This window comes from Pseudoalteromonas issachenkonii, from assembly GCF_002310795.1.
In the GTDB taxonomy this organism is placed as follows: domain Bacteria; phylum Pseudomonadota; class Gammaproteobacteria; order Enterobacterales; family Alteromonadaceae; genus Pseudoalteromonas; species Pseudoalteromonas tetraodonis.
Genome location: NZ_CP011030.1, coordinates 1,451,205 through 1,466,321 on the forward strand (window position 1 = coordinate 1,451,205; position 15,117 = coordinate 1,466,321).

Consider the following 15,117-nt stretch of genomic DNA (forward strand, 5'->3'; position numbering starts at 1 on the left):
AAAGCCGCTATTAATATAGCGGCTTTTGTGTGTATAAATTGCGTCGTGATATCAAAAAATCAAACTAAACAGCTTGTAACCACTTAAGCCAAAAATAAGCACTAACACCGGTAAAATAAGTAAGTTTACCAACATTGAGTTGGTGTATTTGCCCATTACTGTTTTTTGGTTAACCAGCCACACTAGGTAGGTGGTGACAATAGGCAGTAATAGTCCATTAGCTGCTTGGGCAAAAATTATCACGGCAACAGGGTCTAAACCCAGAGACGCCACGGCTGCACCAAATAATAAAATAACAATGGCGACACTTTTAAAGCGGGTGTTATCCATTTTATTTGACCAACCTAACATGCCACATACTGCATATGCACCGGCAAGGGGAGCTGTTATTGCGCTGGTTAAACCTGCTGCAAATAAGCCAATAGCAAAAAAGTAATGGGCAGCATCGCCAAGTAATGGCTCAAGTTGTACCGCCATGTTGGCAGCGCTAATTTGCCCTGCATCTGTGCCATAAAATGCCACTGACGCGGTTGATAAAATTGCCAGCGTGATCACGCCACCTAAGGTGATAGACACACCCGTATCTACATTAGTTTGCTTAATAACTTTTTGCTTATCACTTTTGCTGTCGTGTCTTGCAGCTAAAACACCTGAGTGTAAAAATAAGTTATACGGCACTATGGTGGTGCCCACTAACGCCAATACGGTGGTAATTGAACCCTCTGGCATACTAGGAATAAAGCCTGCTAACACATCACTCAGCGAGGGAGCAGCCATAACAAGTGTAGAGATAAACACTAGGCTCATTAAAATCACTAATAAAATAAGCGCGTTTTCAACGACTTTGTGTTTACCGCTGTAAAGTAACACCGCACTTAAAAATGCAATGAGTGGCGTCCAAAGCTGGGCATTAACATGAGGAAATATTTCAATTAATCCCATGCTGGCACCGCTAAGGTTGCCAGCCTCGTAGGCGGCACTACCTACTCCAATGGCGCTGATCACTAAAAATATAGCGAGAGATTTAAATAGGGGCGTTTCAATGTGAGCTCTTAGCGCTTGCGCTAAATCTTGCCCGGTGGCTACGCCAAGGCGCGCCGCCATAGATTGTAATAATATGGTGGCAATAACTGAAAACAGTAATGTCCATATTAGTGCAAAACCAAAGTTTGCACCTGCCACGCTGGCAGTCGTAATAGTCCCTGGTCCAATGAAGGCAGCGGTGACGAGTAGTCCTGGTCCTAATCGCATAATTGACCTTAATAGTACTTTTGTATATTGCTATTTAAAGTTACATCTAACGTTTTATAACGCGATGCCTGTATTATTGCTGCCACTTATATTAAGTGCCTTGCAGCGATAGCCGCCCCTTGGCAAACCCTTTTTTGATGATAATCATATGTTAAAAAAGGTCGCGTAGCATACCAACTTATATATAAATTTAAAGGGGGTGTGGCGCGTTTGCACAAAATTAATACAATCAATAAATAACAGTAATAACCGCTTACCTCAGTTTAGGGCTTATTTAACGGCTTAGAGGATGACTGAATAACCTTAAATTGTTCACAGGTTTATGCCAATAACTATAGGCACTATAAACGCTTTGCACGCACTGTATTCATGCAAAGGGTTTGAATGCCCTAAATATCAATTCATGCCATCACGGCTTTAATGGCCTCTAAGCCTTTTCGCAAAGTGCTGGCATCGGTTGCATAATTAATGCGAATACACTGGTGTTTGTGTGCCCAAGCATCATCAATACCAATAAAAAAATTATGCCCGGGAATAATATAAACATCCTGCTCTTTGAGCTTTTGGTAAAGTTGTTCGCTGGTTATTTTTGCCTCTTTAAACCACAGCCACATAAAAAATGCGCCTTCTACTTTGTGTAAGTAAACGGGGAGGTGGGCAAATATTTCATCAAACAAGTTCATTGCTGTTTGTGCTTTTTCTCGATAAAAAGGCAGCACTGAATTTTTACACAGCGGAAGGAGTTCATCTTCATTAGTAAGGCGCGTTACTAAACTTGGGCCAAAACTATTCGGCGACAAAACCATACTGCCATTCACACGGCCAATGGCTTTAATTATGTCATTGTTAGCCACTACAATACCGGTTCGCAAACCCGGTAGGCCAAGCTTTGAAAGTGACATGCATAAAATAATGTTTGAGTTCCAGGTTAAGTTTGCGTCGGTATAAATACACCCAGGGAATGGGTCGCCGTAGGCGTTATCAATGATCAGTGGGATATTATATTGCTTAGCCAATAAATCGAGATGCTGTACTTCTTCATCAGTAATGACATTGCCTGTTGGGTTAGTCGGGCGCGATACACACAGTGCGCTAATGCTGCTGTCGCTTGCTAATACTTGCTCAACAGCTTTAAAATTAATGATATATTTAAATTGGTTTGAGCCACTTTCAGTATTTAAAATTTCGATATCGGGCTTTATTGCTACAAACATATCGTCAGTTAAGCCTTGATCTGCATAGCCTACATATTCAGGTGCCAGCGGAAATAAAACCTTTTTATGGCTTCCATCAGGCATACTGCCAGCTAACAGATTAAATAACACAAAAAAATTGGCTTGGCTGCCATTACCAAGCGCTATATTATTTGCGGTTAAATCCCATGAGTATTCACTTTTTAGTTGCTTGGCCAGAGCTGCACGAAATGCATCATTACCCGTTGGGCCATCGTAAAGTCCAAATACGTTGGAAAGTGTATTATTAGCAACAAGCTTTTGTAACTCATTGATAAAAATATCATTAACCTCAGGCACTAGGGCCGGATTACCACCACCGAGCATAACAATATTTGGATTATTACTGTTTTTAGCATCGCCTAAATCTTCCATTAACTGAGTAATACCATTAGGTTGAGTAAATTTAGTGCCGAAGTTTGAGTAATCCATAATGACCGTGTGCCTTAAAAAATGATAAGTTAGTGTAAATTAACACTATGAATTTGATATTGAAAAATTTTCACCGCTTAGATTACTATAGCCATAACCCGCTATAATCGTTTTTCATATTTTAAGTAGGGCAGCCTTATCAGCAACCTTGAATCACACACTAAAACACCTTTAAACACCAAAGCAGACGATTCGGTTATTACTGATACGATTCTTAAAATTGCCACTTTTAACTTGTTTAATTACCTTGAGCCGCCTAATGCCTATTATGAATTTGAACGCATATACACCGCAGAGCAGTGGGCTAGAAAGCAGCGTTGGCTTATTAATTACTTAACCGAGCATCAGCCTGATGTGATTGGTTTTCAGGAAGTATTTAGTATTGAGTCGCTTAAAGAATTAGTTAAAGATCAAGGCTATACGTACTTTGGCGTGGTAGATGAGCCCCAGGTAATCGACGACTTTATTTACAAACGCCCTGTTGTGGCAATAGCCGCAAAATACCCAATTGCTGAAGTGGCAAGTGTTGAGCATGACCATGAGCTTGCTGAAACCCTTGGTTTAACTGAGGATTTTACATTTAGCCGAAAGGTGCTTAGAGCTACAATAACCTTACCGCATATCGGCAACACGGATTGTTATGTGGTGCATTTTAAGTCTAAGCGCTCAATGATAGAGCTTGATGAGCAAAACAAAGACCTCACACCCGAAAAAAATATTATCGAGCTATTAAAAGCCGATATAGCAGGGAGTTGGGGCTCAACTATTCAGCGCGGCAGTGAAGCCACATTACTGATGATGGACATCATTGCGCGCCGCGAATCTACACAAAATCCAATGGTTTTAATGGGCGATTTTAACAACGACTTAGCTGATGGCGTTTTAAGCCATTTACTAACAAATACACTGCGCTTTGCCCCTGCGTTTGACAGTAAAACTTACCTTGTAAAATATTGCCTTAACGACGCATGGCAGTTATTTGCAAAGTCGCAATTAAATTTGGCTAATCAAAATAATGAAAATACAGTGGATTTAAAGCGAAAGCCTACCCATTATTTTGGCGCGAGCAGCTCAGTGCTTGACTACATTTTGTTATCTTGCGAGTTTGACTCAAGTTACGACGACAGTTTTTTTGAGGTGAGCCAGTACCATACTTACGATCGTCATTTAATTAACCCTGAATTTGAGCGTGATGATTTAAGCACCGATCATGGCGTGGTATTGATTAGCTTAGCATTAAGGTCGTAGCGGGTTTTGTTACTATAAATAGTAAGCTAATCTGTCGCTGACATAATTAATATTAAGGCGCTCAGTAGGTGCCTTGATGTTTTCCCTTTCTTTTATCCTGCTGTTTTAAAAAATCACTAATAATTAGTGCATTAACTCTAATTTATATTGATCTACATCATCTTTATTAACGGTGAGAGTGGTAGATTAGTGACGGTGGATTTTTAAGTTCGTTTAAATCACTTATTACAACTACCCTTGTTGTACTTACAAAGCAGGGTTGCTTTCATATAACAATTAGCGTGCTGTATCCTAACAATTTTTACCTTGACTACCCTCACTTACATTACTTTTACATACATGGAGTTTTAGTACATGACAATTAAATCAACGCTCAAATCTTTGAGTAAACTCGCTGTTTTGGTCATTGTGGGCGGGGCTGGCTGGTATGCTTGGCAAACCTTGCAACCTACATCATTTGCTGAACAACTCCCTGACAGCGTTGCCTATGGAAATGGGCGAATTGAAGCGACTGAGTACGATATTGCTACAAAATTACCGGGCCGCTTAGTTGACGTTATGGTGCAAGAAGGCGATATGGTCAAAGCGGGTCAAACGTTAGCGGTTATTGATACTGATGATTTAAACGCACAGTTACGTGAAGCTCAGGCGGGGCTTCGTGTTGCCAATGAGTCTCGTAAATACGCATTAGCGATTGTAGAGCAGCATAAAAGTGAGCTTAATTTTGCACAAACTGAATTGCGCCGCTCTGCAAAATTATTGGAAAAAGGCCATATTTCAAAAGAAGTGGTAGATCAACAACGAACCACCTCTGCTATTGCGCAAGCTGCTTTAACCGCGGCAAACGTAAAAGTTGTGCAGTCGGATGCTGAAATAGAAGCAGCGCAGGCACGTATTGAGCGATTACAAAGCAACATAGCCGACAGCACGTTAACAGCACCAATCAATGGACGCATATTGTATCGATTAGCTGAGCCTGGCGAAGTGCTTGGCGGTGGTGGCAAGGTTTTATCGTTATTGGATTTAACCGATGTTTATATGAGTATATATTTACCAACAGCGCAAGCGGGCAAGGTAACAATAGGCTCACAAGCGCGCATTGTTATTGATGCTGTTGCCGAGTATACATTGCCGGCTAAAGTGACGTTTGTATCTGCACAGGCGCAATTTACCCCTAAATCGGTAGAAACCCGAAACGAGCGCGATAAACTGATGTTTAGAGTTAAGGTAAAGCTCGACTCGCAGTTATTAAAAGACCATATCAAACAAGTAAAAACAGGGGTGCCAGGGCTTGCTTATGTGTTGTTAGCGCCTGAAAAAAATTGGCCTACGTCATTACAGGTACGAGTGCCTGAATAATGGATAACGACGATAAAAACATTCAACAGCCATCACGTGAAAGTGTGGTTACGCTTACTAAGGTGAGCCATCGCTATGCTAATAATCGCGTGCTGGACAACATTAGTATTTCATTACCTGGCGGGAAAATGGTCGGGTTTATAGGCCCTGATGGCGTAGGAAAATCAAGCTTGCTGGCACTTATTTCTGGGGCAAGGGCGATTCAAGAGGGGGAGGTTGAGGTATTAAACGGCAATATGCGCAGCAGTGGTTTTCGTAATACGGTGTCGCCACGCATTGCTTACATGCCTCAAGGGCTTGGCAAAAATGTGTATCCAACACTTTCTGTGTTTGAAAATATAGATTTTTTTGGTCGTCTATTTTCTCAAAATAAAGCCGAGCGAAAACAACGAATTAATAACCTTTTAAAAAGTACAGGCTTAGAGGCATTTGCCGATCGCCCCGCAGAAAAGCTCTCTGGTGGGATGAAACAAAAACTCGGTTTGTGCTGCGCACTGATCCATGACCCTCAATTATTAATTTTAGATGAGCCAACTACCGGAGTTGATCCGCTATCGCGTCGTCAATTTTGGCAATTAATAAACAGTATTCGCGCTGAAAATACACAAATGAGCGTACTGGTTGCGACCGCCTACATGGAAGAAGCCGATGATTTTGATTGGCTAGTTGCTATGGACGATGGAAAAGTAATCGGTACGGGCAGCCCACAAAACCTGAAAGCGCAAACTAATAAAGAATCGCTTGATGAAGCCTTTATAGCATTACTTCCTGAAGAAAAGCGCCATGATCATCAGCGGTTAGTTGTGCCACCTCGTAAACAAGACTTAAACACAACTCAGTTCGCTATAGAAGCAAATGGATTATGTAAAACATTTGGCGATTTTACCGCCGTTAACAAGGTGAGCTTGAGTATTGAACAAGGTGAAATTTTTGGCTTTTTAGGCTCAAATGGCTGTGGAAAAACCACCACAATGAAAATGCTTACGGGGTTACAACCGGCAACCAGTGGCGAAGCAAAATTGTTTGGTGAAAAGGTCGATGCCAATAACATAGAAAGCCGCAAGCGCGTTGGTTTTATGTCACAAGCGTTTTCGCTTTATAACGAGCTTACAGTGAAGCAAAACTTGGTATTGCATGCGCGTTTATTTCACTTACCTGCAGAGAAAATAGAGCCGCGCGTTAAAGATTTAATTACTCGGTTTAACCTTAAAAAATACAGTGACGATTTTCCTACCGATTTGCCCCTAGGTATTCGCCAGCGTTTATCGCTTGCTGTTGCGGTAGTACATAGCCCTGAAATGCTCATACTTGATGAGCCCACATCGGGGGTAGACCCCGTTGCAAGGGATGACTTTTGGCAGCTACTCATTGAGCTTTCGCGCGAACAAGGCGTGACTATTTTTATTTCGACTCACTTTATGGATGAAGCGGCTCGTTGCGATAGAATTTCGTTAATGCATGCAGGTAAAATACTTGCCAGCGATACGCCAGCTGCACTGTGCCAAGCGCGTAATACCGACACACTAGAAGCTGCCTTTATTGAATATTTAGAAGAGGCGGTAAATGCAGCGGGAGCAAGCTCGGCGATACAAGTATCGATAACGGATAAACCCAAAGCATTGGCTACAGCGCCCGCTACTCGTAAAAATAACACTAACCCCACATTTAGTTTGTTGCGGCTATTTGGTTATGCGCATCGCGAAACGCTAGAGTTGTGGCGCGATCCTATTCGCCTAACGTTTGCTTTAATGGGCTCGATAATTTTGCTGTTTATTTTAGGTTACGGCATTACATTTGATGTTGAAGATTTAAGCTTTGCGGTACTAGATCAAGACCAATCACCCGAGAGCCGCAACTACATTCAAAATATGGCAGGTTCACGTTACTTTATTCAAAAAGCAGATATTAAAAGCCCGCAAGAACTTGATAAACGAATGCGCAGTGGTGAGTTAAGCGTGGCCGTTGAAATTCCACCTAACTTTGCTCAGCAATTTAAACGCGGCCGTAAACCTGAAATTGTAGTGTGGATTGATGGTTCTATGCCGTTTAGGGCAGAAACGATTAATGGTTATATGAGCGGCGTGTATTACAGCTATTTAACCAACTTATCTTTGCGCACTTATGCACAAGTACCAAACTTAGTGCCAGCTAATATTGAATCTCGCTATCGTTATAACCAAGATTTTAAAAGCATTGAGGCCATGGTGCCGGCGGTTATTCCACTACTATTGGTATTTATTCCTGCAATATTGATGGCGCTTGGCGTAGTGCGCGAAAAAGAGTTGGGTTCAATCATAAACTTATATGTAACACCGGTTAATCGGCTGGAATTTATTATTGGCAAACAGCTGCCTTACATTTTAGTGAGTATGATTAGCTTTTTTGGCTTAGTTGCACTTGCTATTACTGTGTTTGGTGTGGCGCTAAAAGGCAGCTTTTGGGCGCTTAGTTTGGCTGCATTATTATACGTTACAGCGACTACCGGAGTGGGGCTGTTAATTTCGGCTTTTACAAAAACACAAATTTCAGCACTGGCAGCCACTACGGTGGTTGTGTTAATGATTGCCGTTAACTTTTGTGGGCTAATTGACCCTGTTTCTTCCTTGGAAGGGTTTGGGGCGTTTATTGGCAAACTGTTTCCGACCACCTACTTTTTAGAGGCGTGTCGGGGGGTCTTTAATAAAGCGCTTAATTTTTCTGATTTATCAGCCCAGCTACTGCCTTTATTCGCTTTTATACCCGTGCTGACTCTGGCCAGTGTATTGTTACTTCCAAAGCAGGACAAATAGCCATGCAACGTCGCGGAAACATTATTAATTTAGGTATTAAAGAGTTGCGTAGTTTATGGCGTGATAAGGTTTTGCTGCTATTTGTTTTTTTTGCTTTTACTGGGCTGATTTATGTGGTGGCTTCAGCCACGTCGATAGAGTTAAATAATGCGCCAATTGCTGTTGTTGATCACGACCAATCGCAATTATCTAAGCGTATTATTAATGCCTTTTATGAGCCTTACTTTAAAACACCAGACAGTATTTCATTAAGCGATGTTGACTCAGCTATGGATAATGGCCGTTATACTTTTGTGCTTAATATACCGCCTTATTTTGAGCGTGATGTACTTGCAGCTAAGCAACCTACGATTCAAGTAAATATAGATGCTACGCGTATGTCGCAAGCATTTATTGGTGATAACTATATTCAAACCATTATTAACGGCGAAGTAAATGAGTTTGTGCAAGGTTATCGAACCGTTTATTCACTGCCAATAAAGCAATCGGCGCACATTATGTTTAATCCAAACATGACAAGTGTATGGTTTGGTAGCGTGATGGAATTGATAAACGTGATCACAATGATTTCGATTATTTTAACTGGCGCCGCGGTGATCCGTGAACGCGAACACGGCACATTAGAGCATTTATTAGTGATGCCATTGAGCCCCTTTGAAATAGTGATGGCGAAAATTTGGGCCAATGGGTTAGTGATTTTATTACTAACTGCGTTTTCATTATTTATTGTGATCGAAGGTTTGTTACAAGTGCCTATTCATGGCTCGCCAGGCTTATTTTTATTTGGCGTTGCTATTCATTTATTTGCGACCACATCACTGGGCATATTGTTAGGCACACAGGCGCGCACCATGCCGCAACTCGGGTTATTGATGATCTTAATTTTATTACCATTACAAATGCTCTCTGGCGGTGTTACGCCGCGTGAAAGTATGCCTGAGGTGGTGCAAAATATTATGTTATTGGCGCCAACAACGCATTTTGTAAAATTTGCTCAAGCAATTTTATACCGAGGAGCAGGGTGGGATGTAGTTTGGCCTTACTTTTTAGCATTAACTGTTATTGGCAGTGTGTTTTTTACTATTGCATTAATGCGCTTTCGTAAATCAGTGGCGCAAGGTTAGGGTATTAAAATATAACGTGTAATTTCAAAAAATGACTTTAAGATAAAGCCACCCGTTAACGTTAAAGCGCTAATGGGTGGCTATTGAAGTATGGGGGAGTGATACCATCCGCAATAATAATTAAGCGAATGGGGATGACTTAGTTTAGTCTTGGGTTAATTTCTAAAGGAGACAGCGTAATGGTCGCATTACTGCTTGCTCCTTTATATTCTTGATAGTCTTTGTTTTCAAACAGCGTGTAAAAAACATCAACATAATCGTCATTATTAGTAAACCACTCATCCGGCATTGCTTTAAGTAGTTCATTGGTCAGCTTAGGGATAATGGCATAACCCTGCGCTTGTAAATCAGGAATGCTCGCCATTACTTGCTCTGATATTTCTAATAATTTTATTGCTAGAGTTTTATAGTTGGTGTTGTCATCTTGTTCCATTAAGAGTAAATCAACCGCTTGCCAACGATAACGCTGCCAATGAATTAGCACCTGATTAGGGCTGTAATCGGTTTGATCATGATCTAAATACGGTAAATCAACGATATCTAATATTGGTTCATCTCGGGTGGGGTCGACACCCGTTACAATGGCATAAATTTCAGCACCACCTGAGATCCAAGGTTCTTTGTCATCTTCTAAGCGTATTTTTTTCAATACACTGGTTTGCAGAGGTTGTTCATTGCTTAACTGGTTTCGTGGACTAACCGTGCTTTTACTGAATTTGTTAGTAGATAAAATTCCTCTCATTACTGCAATACCCGCATCTTGTACTTTTTGTTGATCTAATTCGACAATAAAGACAGGTTGGGTCGGCATTTGGTCAACACTAAGATAATGAATGTCACCATACTGATCGAACGCTTCAATCTCGCTCCATTGCGTATCGTCACCAGCGGGTGCAAATGCAAATAAAGGGCGTTCGCCTTGCTGCCAAGCGCTAAGCATTTTATCGCTTGCCAAACGCACTTGTAACAAACTACCTGTGTTTTGTGGTAAACCTTTCAGTTGTTGTAACGCGTTGTTTGCTAAACGAGTATTTTGTTGTGTGTGCATACCTAAAGACGGTAGCTGATCCGCATTCAAAACCAGTTTATATTGGCTTAGTGTTTGTTTAAGATCAGCGTTTAATACACTGTAATTAAGCGCTATTTGTTTTGCGAAATTGCGTTTAATGGTGGCTACGTCTTTGTATTGCGCCAACTTAGCCAAGTTTTCACCTTTTTCGATTTCATATTGAGCTGAAAAAGCGGGCGCTAATACACAGTTCAATAGCGCTAAGGTTACTAAGCATTTGGTTATTTTATTCATCATATTCATTTTACCGTTCCGTTATCAGTAACACTATAAAACAACACTTAGAATAAATACTCAAATAAAAATTATAAAATACGTAATTAGTGCTGGTTTTGAGTTTCGCTCAGACTCTAAAAAAATACCAAGATGCTGTGATAGAGTAAGTTTTATATAAAGAATGAATCTATTACAAAAAATTATTTTACTAAAAAGTAATTACTATATACATCAGTGGCTTATCTTTGGCTTGATAGTTGCTGTAACTACTACTCTAATAACAACACAAAGGATTAAACAATGACCGATATAGCACATTCAGCGTTTATAGCATTTTATTTATATTTAATTATGATGTTAGTTCAGTGGGCAGTGGCGACGTTTAGTAAAGCCAAACAGCCTGGGGCTGTACCAGGAAAAATTGATAAAGACATATCTCATGAGAGTTTTATATTTAGAGCGCATCGCACCTTTCATAACACATTAGAAAATAGTGCGTTATTTATAGGAACGGTTTTATTTGCCTTTGTGATTAATTACCACAGTTCGGTTTTTGCAATCTGTATTTGGATTTATGTTACTGCACGTTTAATCCATATGGCACTGTATTACGCCATTGCCACCGAGAAAAACCCCAGCCCGCGTAGTTACTTCTTTTTGATTGGTGTGATTGCAAACATTGTGATGTTAGTGCTGTTAGGACTGCGATTAGCAAGCTAATTAAATGATTAAAGCGAAAAGCAGACAGTCCCTAGCTTTTCGCTTACTTATTTTATTGGGCTGGCTTTGTTTTTCGCGTCACAATAAAACACATTAATGAGCCTAATGTAACTAATACTACGCCTTGCCAAAATGCGTTGGTGAGCGATAGTGATAAGTAAATAGAGGCAAATAGCGTAGACAATACAGGAATAAAGTAAGACAAGGTGCCTAAAAACACTAGGTTACCGCCAATGATTGCTTGGTTCCATAGTGCGTAACCTCCACCAATAACCACCCCTGCCAGCAATAAAGTAAAACTAGAATATACGTTAAACTCAAAGCTGGGTTCATTACTCAGTCCGTAACTTATCCATAAATAAATTGCCGTGGCTGCAAAAAATACACTAATGGCATTTTTACCCTCGCTAAGCTTAACCGTTACACTGCAATACACAGCCCAAATAAACGCTGCTGCAAACGCCATAGAGTAGGGCAATGGGTTGTCGCTAATATTAGCGGTTAATACAGCCATAGATAAACCACTGTTGCCAGCAATACACCATGCAACGCCTAAAAACGCAATCAGTATGCTCGGGTAGACTAATACGCTTACTTTAGTGCGGTTAACAATAATCGATAATAAAATGGTTAAGGCTGGCCAAAGGTAGTTAATAATTGCCATTTCTAACGCTTGCTGGCGACTATTTGCAAAGCCGAGGGATAACGCTAAACACATTTCGTAAATAACAAATAAGCTGCCACCAAAGACTAAATAGCGTTTTGGATAATTGCTTAGCCTTGGTACACCCATGACTAATATTAAAAAAATCGCACTGACGCTGTAAATTAAAGCAGCACCGCCAATAGGGCTAAATAACTCTGATAAGTCACGAATAAAGGCAGTTAAACTGCTCCAAAGTAAAATAGCGAGCACCCCATAAAGGGTGTATTTATGTTTGCTTAAAAATGACATGGTGAATTGCTTGATGAATGATAAAAAGTCAGCCGCGAATGTGACATTTTAAAAACAGTGGGGCAAGAGGTAGACTATAAAATTCGACTAAATAACTATAAATAGCTTTAAAATCAAATAATAAGTTTAATTTTAGTAAACAAGAGCAGGCTATAATAATGGCCCGCCCTCAATTAGTTTAATTACTCAACGCCAATAAAGCCGCCGGTTTGATGTGCCCAAAGAGCAGCGTAAATGCCGCCTTGAGCAATTAATTCATCGTGACTGCCTTGCTCTACAACGCCGCCTTCATCAAGCACGATGAGTCTGTCCATTTGTGCAATGGTCGATAATCGATGGGCAATGGCGATTACTGTTTTACCTGTCATTAAATCATCTAAGCTTGCTTGAATAGCCGCTTCGACTTCTGAGTCTAAAGCGCTGGTGGCTTCATCAAGTATGAGGATAGGTGCGTTTTTAAGCAGTACGCGCGCTATAGCAATACGTTGGCGTTGACCGCCTGACAGGGTGACCCCTCGTTCGCCAACTTGCGCATCAAAACCTTTATTGCCTTTGCTGTCTTCTAAATCGGTTATAAAATCAAGGGCTTTGGCTTGCTTAGTTGCATCGAGCATTTCGGCTTCTGTGGCATCGGGTCTGCCGTATAAAATGTTATCTTTTACTGAGCGATGTAGTAGGGATGTATCTTGGGTAACCATAGCAATATAGCGGCGAAGGCTTTCTTGGCTTACATCCGTAATATTTTGGCCATCAATACTAATACTACCCCTGTCTGTATCGTAAAAGCGCAGCAACAAGTTAACTAATGTGGATTTACCCGCACCAGAGCGACCCACTAAGCCGATTTTTTCACCGGGTTTAATGTTTAAGTTTAATCCGTTTATTACTGGGCCTCGGTTATTTTCATTCGCGGCTTTACCGTAGTTAAAATGTACATTATTAAAGTCGATTGCCCCTTGGGTGACCTTTAACGTTTCGGCTTCTGGTTTGTCATCAACCGCAATAGGATTAGAGAGGGTGCGCATGCCATCGGCCACGGTGCCAATGTTTTCAAACAAGCTGCTAATTTCCCACATGATCCATTGGGCCATACCATTGAGCCTTAATGATAAACTCAATGCCACGGCAATCGCTCCCGCACTAATGGCGCTTAACGACCATAAATACAAAGACACTGCTGCCACTGAAAACACCAACAAATAGTTTAAGCTTTGAATAACCACGTTTAAGCTGGTGACTAAGCGCATTTGTTTATAAACAGGCTGTAAAAATACGTCCATACTTTGTTTGGCGTATTGTTCTTCGCGTTGGGTATAGGAAAACAATTTAATGGTTGAAATATTTGTGTAGCTGTCGACGATACGGCCGGTCATTTCTGAGCGTGCATCAGCTTGTGAACTGGCAATACTTTTTAATCGGGGTACAAAGTAAATTTGCACGCAAATATAAAATGCTAACCACACTAATAATGGCAACATTAAACGCCAGTCTGAGGCGGCCACTAAAAACACCATTGAGCCAAAATAAACAGCAATGTACATAAGTACATCAAGTAACTTAGTGACTGACTCACGTACTGCTAATGAGGTTTGTAATACTTTTGTAGCGATACGCCCAGCAAATTCGTTTTGATAAAAGCTGACACTTTGACGCAGTAGATAACGGTGTGCCAACCAACGAATCGACATAGGGTAATTGCCCAATAGCGATTGATGTAAAATAGCTGATCTAAAAAATACGACTACAGGCATGACGACTAAAAGCATTAACCCCATTTTTATTAACGCGGATTGTTGCTGCGAAAACAGCTCTTCAGGTGTGTATTCGCCAAGCCAGTCAACCAGTTGGCCCATATAACTAAATAAAGACACCTCTAAAATAGCGAGTAATGCGGCACTGAGCGACATAAGCACTAACGACAATTCCATGCCTTTGGTGTAGTGACGACAAAATGCAAAAAGGGTTTTAGGAGGCTGAGATGGAGAACGCTCTGGGAACGGTTTAGTCATCCGTTCAAATAGTCGATACATATTAACTGCTTAATTAAATATTTATAAAGATGTCCCACTATACCATTGTAAAACACAAAGGCGCAGTGGGAATGAGGTGTGCGTCGGTTAACTCAAGTTGAGTTAACCGTTTATAGCTTAGTGTGGCCGGTTTTATTTTTTACCAGCCAATACGATATACCCAGTGCTAAGGTAACTAACGCAAGGCCAACAATTTGCTCTGAGGTCACTAATTTTAAATCGAGGACAATAATTTTACGCGCCACAGCCATCAGTGCGGTAGCAATAACCAGTTCAACGGGCAGCGAGCTAGAGCCCAAATATAACCGAATGTTAGTAAATATTTCTACCGCAATTAGCACCACCATAAAGGCACCAAAGGTTTGCAGAATGTCTTCAATATTTAATAAAAAATAAGGCGGAGAACTTAACCGCATGTATAAAACATACACTACATCAGCAATACTCCAAAAAATAACCAGCACCATGAGCACTGCCAGTATTTTAATTGCAAAGCGAATAGCATGATGTAAATACTGCATCAGGGGATCAACATGATCCTCTGGTAATTCTTCGTGTTTCTTCATGTTATTTCAGCACCTTATTGATTAAATTAGCCTTTATAAAATAATAGCTGATTAATTATGTTTAGCACTATATACGGTCAAAACAGTATAAGTGATTATTTTTATTAAAATAGTGTGCTTGAACAG

11 protein-coding genes are annotated in these 15,117 nt (G+C 40.7%); 5 read left to right on the forward strand and 6 right to left on the reverse strand.

Going from position 1 to position 15,117, the window contains the following annotated elements:
* Positions 1–51: 51 nt before the first annotated feature.
* Together PISS_RS06705 and PISS_RS06710 are read right to left on the reverse strand one after the other, a co-directional pair.
* Positions 52–1,251, reverse strand: a complete 1,200-nt coding sequence (locus PISS_RS06705; protein ID WP_058154509.1) for an Nramp family divalent metal transporter — start codon at positions 1,249–1,251, stop codon at positions 52–54.
* A gap of 401 nt (positions 1,252–1,652) precedes the next feature.
* Positions 1,653–2,915, reverse strand: coding sequence for a valine--pyruvate transaminase (locus tag PISS_RS06710; protein ID WP_058154510.1), 1,263 nt, complete (start codon positions 2,913–2,915; stop codon positions 1,653–1,655).
* 234 nt (positions 2,916–3,149) lie between these two features.
* Here PISS_RS06710 and PISS_RS06715 point away from each other — a divergent pair, with 234 nt between their 5' ends.
* The 4 genes from PISS_RS06715 to PISS_RS06730 all read left to right on the forward strand — a co-directional run bounded on the left by PISS_RS06715 (position 3,150) and on the right by PISS_RS06730 (position 9,435).
* Entirely contained in the window at positions 3,150–4,163 is a 1,014-nt protein-coding gene (locus tag PISS_RS06715) for an endonuclease/exonuclease/phosphatase family protein (protein WP_058154511.1), read from the forward strand.
* A 354-nt stretch (positions 4,164–4,517) separates the two neighbouring features.
* Positions 4,518–5,522: an HlyD family secretion protein gene (locus PISS_RS06720; protein WP_058154512.1), complete on the forward strand. Its 1,005-nt coding sequence runs from the start codon at positions 4,518–4,520 to the stop codon at positions 5,520–5,522.
* Positions 5,522–8,311 (forward strand): ribosome-associated ATPase/putative transporter RbbA, encoded by a 2,790-nt coding sequence (rbbA, locus tag PISS_RS06725; protein ID WP_058154513.1) that lies wholly within the window; start codon positions 5,522–5,524, stop codon positions 8,309–8,311. The genes PISS_RS06720 and rbbA overlap by 1 nt, the downstream gene beginning before the upstream one ends.
* A gap of 2 nt (positions 8,312–8,313) precedes the next feature.
* Positions 8,314–9,435 (forward strand): ABC transporter permease, encoded by a 1,122-nt coding sequence (locus PISS_RS06730; RefSeq protein ID WP_058154514.1) that lies wholly within the window; start codon positions 8,314–8,316, stop codon positions 9,433–9,435.
* 139 nt (positions 9,436–9,574) lie between these two features.
* Here the strand turns inward: PISS_RS06730 and PISS_RS06735 are convergent, their stop codons facing one another.
* On the reverse strand, positions 9,575–10,741 hold the full coding sequence (locus PISS_RS06735; protein ID WP_058155481.1) for a DUF3103 family protein: 1,167 nt from the start codon (positions 10,739–10,741) through the stop codon (positions 9,575–9,577).
* 279 nt (positions 10,742–11,020) lie between these two features.
* Here PISS_RS06735 and PISS_RS06740 point away from each other — a divergent pair, with 279 nt between their 5' ends.
* Positions 11,021–11,440 (forward strand): MAPEG family protein, encoded by a 420-nt coding sequence (locus PISS_RS06740; RefSeq protein WP_058154515.1) that lies wholly within the window; start codon positions 11,021–11,023, stop codon positions 11,438–11,440.
* Between the two features lie 52 nt (positions 11,441–11,492).
* Here the strand turns inward: PISS_RS06740 and yddG are convergent, their stop codons facing one another.
* From yddG to PISS_RS06755, 3 genes are all read right to left on the reverse strand, one after another.
* Positions 11,493–12,395 carry an aromatic amino acid DMT transporter YddG gene (gene yddG, locus PISS_RS06745; protein ID WP_058154516.1) on the reverse strand — a complete coding sequence of 301 codons (903 nt, stop codon included), beginning with the start codon at positions 12,393–12,395 and terminating at the stop codon, positions 11,493–11,495.
* Between the two features lie 182 nt (positions 12,396–12,577).
* The gene (locus PISS_RS06750) at positions 12,578–14,425 is read right to left on the reverse strand and encodes an ABC transporter ATP-binding protein (RefSeq protein WP_058154517.1); all 1,848 of its coding nucleotides are present in this window, start codon (positions 14,423–14,425) and stop codon (positions 12,578–12,580) included.
* Between the two features lie 110 nt (positions 14,426–14,535).
* Positions 14,536–14,991: a phosphate-starvation-inducible PsiE family protein gene (locus tag PISS_RS06755; protein ID WP_013464778.1), complete on the reverse strand. Its 456-nt coding sequence runs from the start codon at positions 14,989–14,991 to the stop codon at positions 14,536–14,538.
* Positions 14,992–15,117: the final 126 nt, after the last annotated feature.